Source organism: Actinospica durhamensis (assembly GCF_018139695.1).
Classification (GTDB): Bacteria; Actinomycetota; Actinomycetes; order Streptomycetales; family Catenulisporaceae; genus Actinospica; species Actinospica durhamensis.
Genome location: NZ_JAGSOG010000230.1, coordinates 1 through 14,344 on the forward strand (window position 1 = coordinate 1; position 14,344 = coordinate 14,344).

Annotated in this window: 12 protein-coding genes and 1 pseudogene; 8 read left to right on the plus strand and 5 right to left on the minus strand. The window is 72.5% G+C overall.

Annotated elements, in window-relative coordinates; translation table 11 throughout:
* Positions 1 to 895 (plus strand): hypothetical protein (locus tag KDL01_RS31160; protein ID WP_212532243.1); only part of this gene is annotated, 895 nt, incomplete at its 5' end.
* Between the two features lie 9 nt (positions 896 to 904).
* On the opposite strand, the gene KDL01_RS31165 is transcribed toward KDL01_RS31160, so the two are convergent.
* The 3 genes and pseudogenes from KDL01_RS31165 to KDL01_RS31175 form a co-directional block, all read right to left on the minus strand.
* On the minus strand, positions 905 to 1,399 hold the full coding sequence (locus KDL01_RS31165) for a GNAT family N-acetyltransferase (protein ID WP_212532244.1): 495 nt from the start codon (positions 1,397 to 1,399) through the stop codon (positions 905 to 907).
* A pseudogene (locus tag KDL01_RS43960) lies at positions 1,396 to 2,021 on the minus strand (GNAT family N-acetyltransferase). Before KDL01_RS43960 ends, KDL01_RS31165 begins: the two are co-directional and overlap by 4 nt.
* 139 nt (positions 2,022 to 2,160) lie before the next feature.
* The gene (locus tag KDL01_RS31175) at positions 2,161 to 2,610 is read right to left on the minus strand and encodes a MarR family winged helix-turn-helix transcriptional regulator (protein WP_368861682.1); all 450 of its coding nucleotides are present in this window, start codon (positions 2,608 to 2,610) and stop codon (positions 2,161 to 2,163) included.
* Between the two features lie 320 nt (positions 2,611 to 2,930).
* Between KDL01_RS31175 and KDL01_RS31180 the strand changes: the two genes are divergently transcribed.
* Positions 2,931 to 4,391: an MFS transporter gene (locus tag KDL01_RS31180; RefSeq protein WP_212532247.1), complete on the plus strand. Its 1,461-nt coding sequence runs from the start codon at positions 2,931 to 2,933 to the stop codon at positions 4,389 to 4,391.
* A gap of 84 nt (positions 4,392 to 4,475) precedes the next feature.
* Here the strand turns inward: KDL01_RS31180 and KDL01_RS31185 are convergent, their stop codons facing one another.
* Positions 4,476 to 5,267, minus strand: coding sequence for an SDR family NAD(P)-dependent oxidoreductase (locus KDL01_RS31185; RefSeq protein WP_212532248.1), 792 nt, complete (start codon positions 5,265 to 5,267; stop codon positions 4,476 to 4,478).
* Between the two features lie 125 nt (positions 5,268 to 5,392).
* On the opposite strand from KDL01_RS31185, the gene KDL01_RS31190 reads away from it, so the two are divergent.
* Together KDL01_RS31190 and KDL01_RS31195 are read left to right on the plus strand one after the other, a co-directional pair.
* Positions 5,393 to 6,043: a TetR/AcrR family transcriptional regulator gene (locus KDL01_RS31190; protein ID WP_212532249.1), complete on the plus strand. Its 651-nt coding sequence runs from the start codon at positions 5,393 to 5,395 to the stop codon at positions 6,041 to 6,043.
* Between the two features lie 198 nt (positions 6,044 to 6,241).
* Complete coding sequence (locus KDL01_RS31195; protein ID WP_212532250.1) at positions 6,242 to 6,445, plus strand: cold-shock protein; 204 nt, start codon at positions 6,242 to 6,244, stop codon at positions 6,443 to 6,445.
* A gap of 79 nt (positions 6,446 to 6,524) precedes the next feature.
* Here KDL01_RS31195 and KDL01_RS31200 read toward each other — a convergent pair whose 3' ends face one another.
* On the minus strand, positions 6,525 to 7,388 hold the full coding sequence (locus KDL01_RS31200) for an Fpg/Nei family DNA glycosylase (protein WP_212532251.1): 864 nt from the start codon (positions 7,386 to 7,388) through the stop codon (positions 6,525 to 6,527).
* Between the two features lie 84 nt (positions 7,389 to 7,472).
* Between KDL01_RS31200 and KDL01_RS31205 the strand changes: the two genes are divergently transcribed.
* The 4 genes from KDL01_RS31205 to treZ all read left to right on the plus strand — a co-directional run.
* Positions 7,473 to 8,546: an NADH:flavin oxidoreductase/NADH oxidase gene (locus tag KDL01_RS31205; protein ID WP_212532252.1), complete on the plus strand. Its 1,074-nt coding sequence runs from the start codon at positions 7,473 to 7,475 to the stop codon at positions 8,544 to 8,546.
* 78 nt (positions 8,547 to 8,624) lie between these two features.
* Positions 8,625 to 9,866, plus strand: a complete 1,242-nt coding sequence (locus KDL01_RS31210; RefSeq protein ID WP_212532253.1) for a hypothetical protein — start codon at positions 8,625 to 8,627, stop codon at positions 9,864 to 9,866.
* A gap of 139 nt (positions 9,867 to 10,005) precedes the next feature.
* Positions 10,006 to 12,627 carry a malto-oligosyltrehalose synthase gene (gene treY / locus KDL01_RS31215; protein ID WP_212532254.1) on the plus strand — a complete coding sequence of 874 codons (2,622 nt, stop codon included), beginning with the start codon at positions 10,006 to 10,008 and terminating at the stop codon, positions 12,625 to 12,627.
* Between the two features lie 73 nt (positions 12,628 to 12,700).
* The coding region (gene treZ / locus KDL01_RS31220) for a malto-oligosyltrehalose trehalohydrolase (protein WP_212532255.1) at positions 12,701 to 14,344 on the plus strand (1,644 nt) is incomplete at its 3' end.

Genomic DNA, 14,344 nt, shown 5'->3' on the forward strand with positions numbered 1-14,344 from the left:
GGCGACGACGGTGCCCGTGGCGGCCGGCGACGCCGGGGCCTGGCGGGTTCAGCCGACCGCGACGGTGTCGATCTCCGTCATCAATAAGGGGCCTGACGCGATCACGCTGTTGTCCGGGGCGACGATGACGGGGCAGGGACTGATCCGTCCCGCAGCGCTCCGGCCGTCGGGTTCGGCGCTGCTGCGGCCTGGCGCGAGCGGGCGGCTCACCGGGGCGATCACCGTGGATTGCGGGGTGGGCGTGGCGGCTCAGGGGAGTGCGGTCGCTTCCAACTCGGCGCAGACGACGCCCCTGCGCCTGCTGGTGCACGCGCGCACCGAGAGCGGGACGGTGGTCGCGGCGTCAGTGGCGATCGGCGCCACGGGCGAGGCCGTCCGTGAGCGGGTCTGCCAACAGCAGGGCAACGCGGTGACCGCCGCGTTCCCGGAGTTCGTGGACCTGTCGCGCCATTCGGTCACCGTCACGGTCTCGGTCCGCTCGCGCTCCGCGCAGTCGTTCTCCTACGACCTTCTCGCCGGATATGTCATCGGGGGGGAGACGACGCCAGGCGAAATGTCGAGCGCGTGGACGCTCACGCTGATTGACGGGGTGCCCGTACTCGACGCGCTCCCGGCCGACATCCTCGGGCTTCAGATTCCCGGCGCACGGCTCACCGATATCGCCGTGTCCGGTTCCACCGGAGGAACGCTCGATCCGAACGCGGGCATCAGTGCCACGTTCACCGTGCGCGTCGCGTCCTGCCCGTCGCAGGTCCCCGCGTCGGACATCGATTCGCTGCAGTTCGTGGTGTTCCTCGACGACGGCGGACGGCCGGCCTACTTCCAGACCTACCACATCGGTCTGGGGGACCTGGTGGCCGAGGCCTGCGTTCTGCCCGCTCCCACCGGGGGGTAGTGGTCTACCTCAGACGCGGGGCAGCGCCAGCCAGTCCTGCCAGGAGATCCCGCGGCCCAGGTACCGCGGCCGCTGGAACGGCCAGTCGGCCGCGATCCACTGCGGGACCAGCGCGTCGAGCGCCTGCTCGGCCTCGCTGCCGACGAGCTTGTCCACCACCCACCAGGACACCTCGCCGTCCGAGCCGACGCGCTCGGGCGGGTCGATGTAGACGCAGCCGAAGATGCCAGTCTCGAGCTCGTCGAGCAGCGCGTAGTTGAACGACTGGTGCGCGGCGATCTCGCGTTCGTGGCGCAGCAGGTCGACGCGGTCCTCCTCGTAGGTCATCGTCGGCTTCGGCCAGTCCCACGCCGGGCCGAAGATCTCCCACAGCCGGGCCTGGGCTCCCATCACCGCCGGGAAGTCGAGGGGTGTGTCCGCCTCGCGGATCGGCCGCAGGTGCAGGCCGGTTCCGGGGACGGGTACGTGGACGGGGTGGACGAAGTCCACGGGCAGCCAGGTCACCGGCCAACCTCCAAACCGAGATAGGTCAGGGCCGAGTCCTCGATCGGGATCCGGTGGAAGCCGAGGCGGTCGTAGAACGCGCGGGCCGGGGTGTTCGAGGTGAGCATCCCGACGTGCAGCGCCGGCGTGCCGCGCCCGGCCAGCTCGCGCACCAGCCGCTCGAGCAGCCGGGAGCCGTGCCCCCGGCGCTGGTGGCTGGGCAGCAGATCGATTCGATGTGCAGGTGGCCCGGGTAGCCCTCGAGGCCCGCCACCTTGAGCCGGTCCGGGTTGTGCAGCAGCCAGGCCATCAGCTCGTCCGGGCCGACCGGATCGCCCTCCGGCGCGGCCGCGTGCCGGCCGGCGACGCGCGGCAGCCACTCGTCCCGGAACCGGTCGGCGAAGCGGTGCGTGTCGTCCGTGCCGAGGACGTACCCGACCGCACGGCCGGAGCCGTCGTCGAGCACGAACGCGAGCTGCGGATCGAGCGCGGCGTAGGGGGCGGCGAAGAGGTGGTCGAGGATCGCGGGATCCGCGTAGATCCCGGTCGCGTCCTGCCCCGCGTCCGCCGTGCGCACGCAGATGTCCGCGACCGCCTTCGCGTCCTCGTCCCGGTAGCGCCGCACGAAGGCCTCACCGGGCATGTGCGGGCTCTGCTGCTCCGGTGTGGATACTGCTGCCATGTCGCGACACTAACACGTCGCCGGATTCCAAGATCGGCCCGGGCGTTCGGGCTCGGCACGAGCGGTAGGGATGGTGCGCCGAGGTGCACGCGGAGGTCGGTCAGCCACCTCCGGCTCCGTCGATCTCTTCCTCCGGCCGGGGCCACGGCCGCTTGTCGATGCGTTCGATGTCGGTGTTGAAGCGGCGCAGGAACGCCGCGAAGTCCAGCACGTCCTGCGGGCTCCACTCGGCCATCACGCGGTCGAGGCCGTCCACGTGCCAGTCCCTGGTCACCGTCAGCCGCCGCGCGCCCTCGTCGGTGAGCTGGAACTTGCGGGCGATGCCGCCCTCGGGGTCCGGGATCCGCCTGAGCAGCCCGGCCCGCATGGCCGCCGCGGTCTGCCGGTTGAGGGTGGAGGCGTCGAGCCCGAACGCCTCGCTCAGCTGCCCGATCGACATCGGGCCCTGCCGTTGGATCCGGCTGAGCATGATGTAGCTGCTGCGCTCGAGCAGCTGCTCGGTCTCCGGCGTGATCGGGATCGCGCGCAGGTTGTGCCGCCCGAGCACCATGTGTTCGTACTCGACCAGGTCCGTGCGCTTCCCGGGCTCCGCGTCGTCCCGCCCGCCGGCACCTGCGCCGACGCCCGCGCCGGTGTCCGCGTTCGTATCCGTGCCCTTACTCATGCGTCCCGTCGCCTCCTTCCTCGACCTCAGCAGTATCACGCCTGACGGGTGCCCCACCGCTCACCGCCGGGCGCCCCGCGCGCCATCCGGCGCGACCGCGGCAGGATCGGCCACCCTCGCGCGGAGCCTATATGTACGATACATATGGCGTGTACAATACATATCAAGATCCTTTCCGCCTCCCGCATCCACCCCAGGAGAACCCCATGGACGGCCCTCTGGCCTCCTCGCGCTCCGGTCCCATCGTCGCCGTCCTGGCGTTCACCGGCACCGTGGCCGCGATCATGCAGACCGTGGTCATGCCGCTGCTCGACCAGCTGACCACGCTGCTGCACACCTCGTCCTCCGCCGCGACCTGGGTGGTCACCTCCACCCTGCTCGCCGCCGCGGTCTGCACCCCGGTCACCGGCCGGCTCGGCGACCTGCACGGCAAGAAGCCGATGCTGCTGGTGTGCTGCACGCCGCTGCTGATCGGCTCGGTCATCTGTGCCCTGAGTTCCTCGGTGCTGCCCATGGTGGTCGGCCGGTCGCTGCAGGGCATGGGCATGGGCGTGGTCCCGCTCGGTATCAGCCTGCTGCGTGACGTGCTGCCGCGGGAGAAGCTCTCCTCGGCGATCGCGCTGGTCAGCGCGTCCATGGGCATCGGCGGCGGGCTCGGTCTGCCGATCTCGGCCGCGGTCGCGCAGTACTTCAGCTGGCGGGTGCTGTTCTGGGGCTCCGCCGTGCTGGTCGCGCTGATCCTGGTGCTCATCTTCGTGATCGTGCCGTCGACCGCCGTGGATTCGGACGAGGGCGGCTTCGACCTGCCCGGCGCGCTCGTGCTCGGCGCGGGGCTGGTCTGCGTGCTGCTGGCCGTCTCCGACGGGGCCGACTGGGGCTGGGCGAGCGGCAAGACGCTCGGCACGCTGATCGGCGGGGTGGTGCTGTTGCTCGGCTGGGGCTGGTGGGAGCTGCGCCAGCACCACCCGCTGGTCGACCTGCGCGTCACCGCCCGGCCCACCGTTCTGCTGACGAACCTCGCCTCGATCCTGGTCGGCTTCGGCATGTACGCCCAGATGCTGATCCTGCCGGAGCTGATGGAACTGCCCAAGGCCACCGGGTACGGGCTCGGCCAGTCCATGCTCGCGATGGGCTGCTGGATGGCGCCGTCCGGCCTGATGATGATGGTCGCCTCGCCCTTCGGCGGACGCCTGTCCGCGCGCCGCGGCCCGAAGCTCACCCTCATCGTCGGGGCCACGATCATCGCCTGCGGATACGGCCTTTCCCAGGCCTGCATGGGCGCGCCCTGGGCCCTGATGCTCGCGGCCTGCGTCACCAACGTCGGCACCGGCTACGCGTACGGCTCGATGCCCGCGCTGATCATGAGCTCGGTGCCGCACTCGGAGACGGCCTCGGCGAACAGCTTCAATACTCTGATGCGCTCGCTGGGCACCTCGATCTGCTCCGCCGTGGTCGGCGTGGTGCTCGCCCAGCTCACCACGAACTTCGGCGGCTTCCCGCTGCCGTCGATGACCGGCTTCCGCGTCGGCATGCTGATCGGCTGCGCGGTCGCGGTGGGCGCCGCGCTGGTGGCCACCGCCATCCCGTTCAACCCGACCCGCGGCGGCGCGGCGCAGCTGCCCGGACAGGCGCAGCCGCAGAGCGCGGGCGCGCCGTCGCAGGCCTGAGCGGCAGGCAACACGGCAGCCGCGGCCCGGACGCACGACGCGTCCGGGCCGCGGTGAGTCAGACCACGTGCGTCAGAGCAGAGATCAGACCGCGGACCACCCGTTGTCCACCGGCAGGATCACGCCGTTGATGTTGCTCGCCGCGTCGGAGGCGAGGAAGACGATCGCGGCGGCCTGCTCGTCGGCCTCGGCGGCGCGGCCCACGTTGCCCATGTAGGCCCCGACCGTGCGCGGGCCGTGGCCCTCGGTGTCCAGGCCCGCCATCGAGTGCTGGATGTTGGTGATCGTGCCGCCGGGCGCGATCGCGTTGGTGCGGATGCCCTTGTCCCGGTACATGACCGCGAGCGACCGGGTCAGGCCGAGCACGCCGTGCTTGGAGACGGTGTAGGCGGTGCCGGCCGCGCTGCCGCGCAGCGAGGCCTCGGAGGCGGTGTTCACGATCGCGCCGCGCCCGGCCTCGAGCATGTGCGGGAGCACCGCGCGGGTCAGCGCGAACGGGGCGGTCAGGTTGATCCGCAGCACCCGCTCCCACTCGGCGTCGGTGACGTCGGCCGCCGCGGTCATCGTGTCCATGATCCCGGCGTTGTTCACCAGTACGTCGATCCCGCCGAAGCTCGCCACCGTCTGGGCGACCACGTCGGCGACGACGGCCGGGTCGCTCAGGTCGCCGGCCACGGCGAGGCCGGTGCCGCCGGCGGCCTCGATCGCGGCCACGGTGTCCTTCGCGGCCTCGGCGTTCAGGTCCGCGACGACCACCTTCGCGCCCTCGGCGGCGAAGCGCAGGGCGGTGGCCCGGCCGATGCCGGAGGCCGCTCCGGTGACGATGACGCTGCGGCCGGAAAGGCCCGTGCTGCCCGTGCTGCCCGTGTTGCTCATGGCGGTTTCCCTTGCATTCGTGCGCTACCGCGCGTGTCCTGGGCGCGGTGGATCTTGGCGCCGCCTCGACTGTACGACTTTCTGTCGCTCAATGACAAGAAGGCGTCGTGTGACATCATGGACACATGACGGAGCAGGCTGACGCCCAGGGCCCGGCGGCGCGGCGCACCGGACGTCCCCCGCTGAGCGAGCGGCGCCGGGCCGAGACCCGTCGGGAGATCGCCGAGGAGGCGGTGCGCCTGTTCGCCGAGAAGGGCGTGGCCGCGACCTCGGCCGACGAGATCGCCGCGGCCGCCGGGGTGTCCACGCGCACACTGTGGCGCTACTTCCGCACTAAAGAGGAGTGCGTCCGCCCGCTGCTGACCACCGGCCTCGACGCGATGGCCGAGCGGGTGCGCACGTGGGACGGCACCGGCTCCCTGTTCGAGGCGGTACGCCGCGGCGGGGAACTCGAGATGGAGCCCCGACACGCCGACGCGCTGCACCGGCTCGTCCGGCTGACCGAGCAGGAGCCGGGGCTGCGGGCCGTCTGGCTCGAGACGCACGCCGAGGCCGAGGGCCTGTTCGCCGAGATCGTCGCCGAGGCCACCGGACGCTCCCCGCACGAACTCGATCTGCGCGTGCACGTCGCAGTGTTCAACCTCGCCATGCGGATCGCGGTCGAGGACTGGGCGCGCGGCCTCGACCCGCTCGCCCCCGCGTCGCTTGACACCCTCACCCGCACCATCTCCGCCACTCTGCGGGCCGTGGTGCGCACCTTCGCCGACGCTGCCTAGCCGCGCGCCCGCGCGAGCCCCTGCGCACACCTGCGCCCGCGCGTCCGCCATCTGTGCGATGCCCCCGCGCCACCCCGTGCCGAGCGGCATGACGGGGGGTCAGTTCGGGTAGGCTCGGGTCGAATTGGGACGAAAGTCGCAGCGCGGGCCTGGACGCTCAGGTCCGGGGCGGGCGTTCCGTGGAGGAGAGTCACGAGTATGGCAACGGGCACTGTGAAGTGGTTCAACTCGGAGAAGGGCTTCGGCTTCATCGAGCAGGACGAGGGCGGACCTGACGTCTTCGCCCACTACTCCGCCATCGCCACCCAGGGCTACCGCGAACTGCGGGAGGGACAGCAGGTCACCTTCGATGTGACGGAGAGCGCCAAGGGCCCGCAGGCCTCGAACATTCTTCCGCTGTAGTCCGCCCTCGGCCGCGGCCGACGACGCCCGATGCCGCCGGAGCCCTCCGGCGGCATCCGTGTGAGGCCACGGCCGCGTTTCACTTCAGCAGCCGCGACATCCGCCGGTCGGCGAGGATCTTGCCGCCGGTCTGGCAGGTGGGGCAGTACTGCAGCGAGGAGTCGCTGAAGGACACCTCGCGCACGGTGTCGCCGCACACCGGGCAGCTCTCGCCGGTGCGTCCGTGTACGCGCAGGCCGGACTTCTTCTCGCTCTTGAGGTCGGTCATCGGCAGGCCGCGGGAGCGCTCGACCGCGTCCGTCAGGGTCTTGACGGCGACCTCGCGCAGGTCGGCGACCTCCTCGGGCGTCAGCTTCGCGGCGGTCTTGAACGGGGACATGCGCGCGGCGTGCAGGATCTCGTCCGAGTACGCGTTGCCGATGCCCGCGATGACGGTCTGGTCGCGCAGCACCCCCTTGATCAGCCGGCGCTCGTCCTCGAGCAGCTCCCGCAGCCTCTCCGCGGTGAACTCCGGGGCGAGCGGGTCGACGCCGAGGCGCGCGATGCCGGGGACCTCGGCCGGATCGCGTACGACGTAGACGGCCAGGCGTTTCTGCGTGCCCGCCTCGGTGATCTCGAATCCGTTCGCGTCGCCCTCGAGCCGCACCCGCAGCGCGAGCGGGCCGCGGCCGGGGCGCGGCGGGGTGGTGGCGACCTCGTCGCGCCAACGGATCCAGCCGGCCCGGGCGAGGTGGACGACGAGGTGCAGCTCGCCCAGGCGCAGATCGAGGAACTTGCCGTGGCGGGTGGCGCCGTCGAAGGCGCGCCCGGTGAGAGCGGTCAGCGGCGGGTCGTAGGTCTTGAGCGCCTGGATGGACACCGGGATCGCGCCGGCCACGACGCGGCCGGCCAGCCTGTCGTCGAGGAACGCCGCGAGGGCTTCGACTTCCGGCAATTCGGGCATGGGGAGAGTCTGCCACGCGGGCGCGCCCGACGCCGTGAGCGGCGGCCGGAACAACATCACCGTCCGCCGCTGTTGCTCGGTGACATGAGCCATCTCTTCAGCCCGATCACACTGCGCGGCCTTACCATTCCCAACCGTGCCTGGGTCTCCCCCATGTGTCAGTACTCTTCGGTCGACGGGCGGCCGACGGACTGGCACCTGGTGCATCTCGGCGCGCTCGCGCGCGGGGGTGCCGGGCTGGTGCTGACCGAGGCGACGGCGGTGGTGCCGGAGGGGCGCATCTCCCCGCAGGACGCCGGAATCTGGAACGACGAGCAGGCCGAGGACTACGCGCGGATCACCGCGTTCATCCGTTCGCAGGGCTCCGTCCCCGGCATCCAGCTCGGGCATGCCGGGCGCAAGGCCTCCACGTACGCACCGTGGCGTGGCCGGCGCAGCGTGCCCGAGGCGGAGGGCGGCTGGGGCACGGTCGCGCCGTCGGCGGTGGCGTTCGGCGACTACACCGAGCCGCGTGAGCTGGCCGGCGCGGAGATCCCCGGACTGGTCCAGGCGTGGGCGGACGCGGCGGTGCGGGCGGTGGCCGCGGGCTTCGAGGTGCTCGAGATCCACGGCGCGCACGGCTACCTGGTGCACCAGTTCCTCTCCCCGCTCTCGAACCTGCGCACCGACGAATACGGCGGTGACCTGGCCGGACGTGCCCGTCTGCTGCTGGAGATCGTGGACGCGATCCGTGCCGCGGTCCCCGAGCGCATCGTGCTGTTCGTCCGGCTCAGCGGCACCGACTGGGTGCCCGGCGGGCTCACGATCGAGGAGGTCGGCGAGGTGGCCACGCTGCTCGCCGCGCGCGGGGTGGACCTGATCGACGTCTCCAGCGGCGGCAACAGCCCGGCCCAGCAGATCACCCTCGGCCCGGGCTACCAGGTCCACCTGGCCCGCGCGGTGCGCGAGGCGAGCGGGCTGCCGACCGCGGCGGTCGGGCTGATCACCGAGCCGGGGCAGGCCGAGAAGATCCTGGCCGAGCAGTCCGCCGACGCGGTCCTGCTCGCCCGCGTCCTGCTGCGCGAGCCGTCCTGGCCGCAGCGCGCGGCCTTCGAACTCGGCGACGAGCTCGCCTGGCCGGAGCAGTACGAACGCGCCCGGCCCGAGCGCCTGAGCTGACGAACCCGGGCGAAGGGAGCGCGGGAGCGCACGCGCGCCGTGTGCACCCGCGCTTCGCAGGCTGCTACTTTCACCCGTATGGCGTTGGAGTCCCATCTTTATCCGGACGCCGATACGGCGGAGTATGCGGTCGATGTCTCGAGCGTGGTGCACGACACCAAGCTCGGCGGCGAGCGGCCGGTGGAGCTCGCGCGGTTCTACGCGCTGATCGCCGGGCTCGTGGCGTACGCGAAGAACGACGACCTGCGCATCTACGCGGTGGCGGACTGGTCGCTGGTGCGCGACCGGCGGCTGACCGACAAGGAGCGCTCCACCCTGCTGCGCTGGCACCGGCGCGGCCGGATCGAGCTGCTCGACCCGGCCGACGACCGGCTGCTCGAGCTCGCCGAGGGCAGCGGGCAGCTGGTGGTGAGCGCGGACAGCTTCCGCGACTACGTCCCGCGCTTCCCCTGGATCGCCGGCAACCGCGACCGGTTCCTGCTGCACGTGCCCGACCCGAGCGGGACCGGCGTGACGGTCGAGCCGCGGGTGATGCCGATCCCGTTCGAGTCCGAGATCTCGCGCAAGCTCGAAGAGCACGAACTGCTGGCCATGGGCCTGTACGACCGGCGCGGCGGCAAGGGCCCGCGGCGCGACCTGCTCTCCCGGCTGTGGCGCTGCCCCGAGCAGGACTGCCCGCTGTTCGGGCCGCAGGAGCCCGAGTTCCAGCCGCTGCCGCGCTTCTACAACGACGCGGCGCACTGCCCGACGCACCGGCTCGCGCTCGAGGACGTCGGCGGGGTGCCGCGCCGGGTACAGATAAAGGTGCGGGTCGGCGGCGTGGTGCGACGCAGGTTCCTGATGCGCGCGGGCCAGCAGATCCCGGTCGGGCGGGCGCCGGGCGAGGACGGCATCGCGCTGGCCGAGCACCTGGGCTCGCTCAGCACCGTGACGGCGCACGAACTCAGCCGCAGCCACGTAGTGCTCAAGTGGACCGGGTGGAAGCTGACCGTGCTCGACACCAGCCGCAACGGCACCCGGGTGCGCCCGCCGCACGGCCAGGGGCCCGACCGGGTCCTGGTCAACGGCGAGTCGGCGCGGGTCAAGCCGGGCGAGGAGGTCGTGCTGGTGGAAGGGCTCGAACTGCTCGCCAGCGGGCGCGAGTTCGCGTTCACCGCGGACGACGCGCTCGGCAGCCAGGGCGGCCAGAGCGGGGTCGGGGACGGCGAGGCGGGCGGCCCGGACGAGGACGCGGAGGGATTCGCGCAGACGATCACGACCGTGGACCGGCTGCGCCGGGCTCCCGAGCCGGCCGACTTCTGGCGCCCGCCGGAGTTCTGACGGCCGCTCAGCCCTCGGCCGCACGCCGCGTGGCGGTCATCGACGATCGCCCCGGAATGCTGTTTAATGCGCACAACGGACGTTGGACCATAATTCGCAGCAGCCTCGTCGGCGGCGGGGCGAGATCGGGGAGAGTGCCTTGTCGTCGCCTGAGCCGTCGCCCGGACGGTCCCGCAAGCCCTCGTCCGCGTCGTCCAAGGGCCCGGCCGAGTCCGCGCCCAAGCCCGCGCCCCGCGCGCCCCAGCCCTCGCCTGAGCCGTCCGAGCCCCCCGCGCCGCCGCGCGCGATCGTGCCCTCGGCCACCTACCGGATCCAGCTGACCGAGGCGATGACCTTCGACGACGTCTGCACCCAGGTCGACTACCTGCACCGGCTCGGCGTCAGCCACGTCTACCTCTCCCCGATCCTGCAGGCCGCGGAGGGCTCCACGCACGGCTACGACGTGATCGACCACAACCAGATCGCCGCCGGGCTCGGCGGCGAGGAGGGGCTGCGGCGGCTGGTCGAGCGGCTGCACGCGCGCGGCATGGGGGCCATCGCCGACGTGGTGCCGAACCACATGGCCGTGCCGGTGCCGGAGAAGCGCAACCGCGCGCTGTGGTCGGTGCTGCGTGAGGGCCCTGAGTCGCCCTACGCGTCCTGGTTCGACGTGGACTGGTCGGCGCAGGACGGCGCGCTGCTGCTGCCGGTGCTCGGACGGCGCATCGCCGAGTGCCTGCGCACCGAGGAACTCGCCGTGGACGAGTCCGACGAGGCGGTCGCCGAGTTCGGCGGGCCGGTGCTGCGCTATTTCTCGCACGTCTTCCCCGTCCGCCCGGGCACCGAACACCTGCCGCTGCACACGCTCGTACGCGCCCAGCACTACCGGCTGGCGTACTGGCGGGTGGCCACCGAGGAGCCTGGCTACCGGCGCTTCTTCGACATCAGCAGCCTGATCGCGATCCGGGTGGAGGACTCCGGTGTGCTGCACGCCACGCACCGGCTGCTGCTCGACCTCGTGCGCGACGGGACGCTCGACGGGCTGCGCATCGACCACCCGGACGGCCTGGCCGATCCGCGCGGGTATCTCCGCTTCCTGCGTAAGTCCACCGAGGGCGTGTGGACGGTGGTGGAGAAGATCCTGGCCGCCGACGAGCAGCTGCCGGCCGACTGGGAGTGCGCCGGGACCACCGGGTACGACGCGCAACGGGCGATCGGCGCGCTGCTGACCGACCCCGTGGGCGCGGAACGGCTGGTGGCGCTGTACGTCGGGCTGACCGGCTCGGCCCAGGAGTTCGCGCCGATGGCCCGGGCCGGGCGGCTGTTCGTGCTCGACACCGTGCTGCGCGCGGAGGCGGACCGGCTGGTCGAGGTGCTCGTGGCGATCTGCCGCGCCGAACTCGACCTGCGCGACCACACCCAGCTCGGGCTGCACGAGGCGGTGTGCGCGCTGATCGCGAACCTGCGGGTGTACCGGGCGTACACGGTGCCGGGCGAACCGGCTCCGGCCGACTCGGTGATCCGGGTGGAGTCCGCGGCCAAGGCGGCCGCGGCCGTGCTGCCGGCCGAGCGGCACGAGACGCTGTGGCTGGTGCGCGACTTCGCGCTGGGCCGGGTCGGACCGCGCGACCAGCTGCGCGACGAGTTCCAGGTCAGGTTCCAGCAGACCTGCGCGGCGGTGATGGCCAAGGGCGTGGAGGACACCGCGTTCTACCGCTGGACCGCGCTGCCCGGCGCCTCCGACGTGGGCGGCGAGCCGACCGAGCCGGCCATGGCCCCGGCCCGCTTCCACGGGTTCTGCGCCCTGCGCCAGGCCGAGTGGCCGACCGCGATGACCGCGCTGAGCACACACGACTCCAAGCGCTCTGAGGATGTGCGGGCCCGGCTCACGGTGCTGACCGAGATGCCCGAGGACTGGGCCGTGGCACTGGCCGGGTTCCAGACCGCGGTGCGCGCCACCGCCGCGCCGCCCGACGCCCCGGAGCCGGCGGACGAGTACCTGCTGTGGCAGAGCGTCTTCGGCGCCTGGCCGATCGACGGCGAGCGGCTGCTGCCCTACCTGCGCAAGGCCCTGCGCGAGGCGAAGATCCGCACCTCCTGGGGCGCGCCGGACGAGACGTACGAGGCGCGGGTGCTGGACTTCGCGGCCGCGGCGCTGGCCAGCGAGAAGGTGCGCGAGGAGGTGGACGCGTTCGTCCGGCGGATCGAGCCCTGCACCACCAGCAACATCCTGACGCAGAAGCTGGTCCAGCTGACCATGGCCGGGGTGCCCGACTTGTATCAGGGTTCGGAAACCGAGTTCTGGGCGCTGACCGACCCGGACAACCGCCGCCCGGTCGACTTCCGGCGGCTGCGCGAGCTGCTCGAGAAGGCCGACGCGGACGTGGAGGGCGACACCGCCGCGCTCTACGGCGGCGGCGCCGCGGCCAAGATCCTGGTCACCTCGCGGGCGCTGCGGCTGCGGCGGGAGCGGCCGGAGTGGTTCGGGCCCGAAGCGTCGCAGACCCCGCTGTTCGCGATCGGCCCGGCCGCCGGGCACGCGGTGGCGCTGCTGCGCGGCGAGAACGTGGCCACCGTCGGCACCCGGCTCCCGGCCGGCCTCGAGCGCGCCGGCGGCTGGCGCGACACCGCGCTCCCGCTGCCGCCGGGCACCTGGCGCTGCCGGCTGAGCGGCCGGGCGTTCCGGGTGGACGCGCAGTCCGGGGTGGGGCTGCCGCTGGCCTGGCTGACCGAGCACCTGCCGGTCGCGTTGCTGGTACGGGAGGAGCAGGCAGAGGAATGAGCGAGCTTGCGAGCGAATCGATGAACACAGTGCCCGTGCGAATGTGGCTGCCGAGCTCTGACGAGGTGGTCGCGTGAGCGTCTTCGAACTCTGGGCTCCGTACGCCGAGCAGGTCGATCTCGACCTCGGCGACCGGGTGCTGCCGATGAAGCAGGCGGAGCGGCCCGGGCGCCCGGGCTGGTGGCGGGCCGAAGCCGAGTCCGCGACCGGCGACTACGCCTTCCGGCTCGACGGCGGGCCGTCCCGGCCGGATCCGCGCTCGCGCCGCCAGCCCTACGGCGTGCACGGGGCCAGCCGGCTCGAGGACCCGGGCGCGTTCGGCTGGACCGACGCCGACTGGCACGGGCGGGCGCTGCGCGGTTCCGTGCTCTACGAACTGCACCTCGGCACGTTCACGCCGGAGGGCACCTTCGACGCGGCGATCGGCCGGCTCGACCACCTCGCCCGGCTCGGCGTGGACTTCGTGGAGCTGATGCCGGTCGCGGCCTTCGGCGGGGAGCACGGCTGGGGCTACGACGGGGTCGGGCTGTGGGCCGTGCACGAGCCGTACGGCGGCCCGGACGGCCTGCGCCGCTTCGTCGACGCCTGTCACGCGCACGGCCTCGGGGTCGTGCTCGACGTGGTCTACAACCACCTCGGCCCGAGCGGCAACTACCTGGGCGAGTTCGGGCCCTACTTCACCGACACCCACGTCACGCCGTGGGGCCCGGCGGTGAACCTGGACGCCGCGGGCTCGGACGAGGTGCGCGCGTTCCTGGTCGGCAACGCCCTGTACTGGCTGCGCGAGAACCACCTCGACGGCCTGCGCCTCGACGCCGTGCACGCGCTCGTGGACAACCGGGCGCTGCACGTCCTGGAGGAACTCGCCGCGGCGGTGGACGGCCTGGCCGCGAGCAGCGGCCGGATCCTGCACCTGATCGCCGAGACCGACCGCAACGACCCGCACACCGTCACCCCGCGCCCGGCCGGCGGCCAGGGCGTGCACGCGCAGTGGAGCGACGACTTCCACCACGCGCTGCACAGTGCCCTGACCGGCGAGAAGCAGGGCTACTACTGCGACTTCGGCGCCCTGGCCGCCATCGAGAAGACGATGACGTCCGCCTATTTCCACGACGGTGTTTACTCGACCTTCCGCGGACGCTGCCACGGCCGCCCCGTCGACACCGCGGCGCTGGACGCGGACCGGTTCATCGTCTCGCTCCAGACTCACGACCAGGTCGGCAACCGCGCCGCGGGCGACCGCATCGGCTTCACGCTCTCCGAAGGCCTGCGCCGCGTCGGCGCCGCGCTCCTGCTGACCGCGCCGTTCACGCCGCAGCTGTTCATGGGGGAGGAGTGGGGCGCGGACACGCCGTGGCAGTACTTCACCGACCACCCCGAACCCGACCTCGCCGAAGCCGTCCGCAACGGCCGCCGCGCCGAGTTCGCCCACTACGGCTGGTCCGCCGAGAGCGTGCCGGACCCCCAGGACCCTGAGACATTTCAGCGCAGCAAGCTGAACTGGGACGAGCCCGCCCGACCCGAACACCGCGCCCTGCTCGACTGGTACCGCGACCTCATCGCCCTGCGCCGCGCCCGCCCCGACCTCGCCGACCCGAGCTTCGCCAGCATCGACGTGTCCTGCGACGAAGAGGACCGCTGGCTCCTGATCCGCCGCGGCACCCTACGCGTCGCCGCGAACCTCTCCACCGAGCCCCGCCTGATCCCCCTCGACACC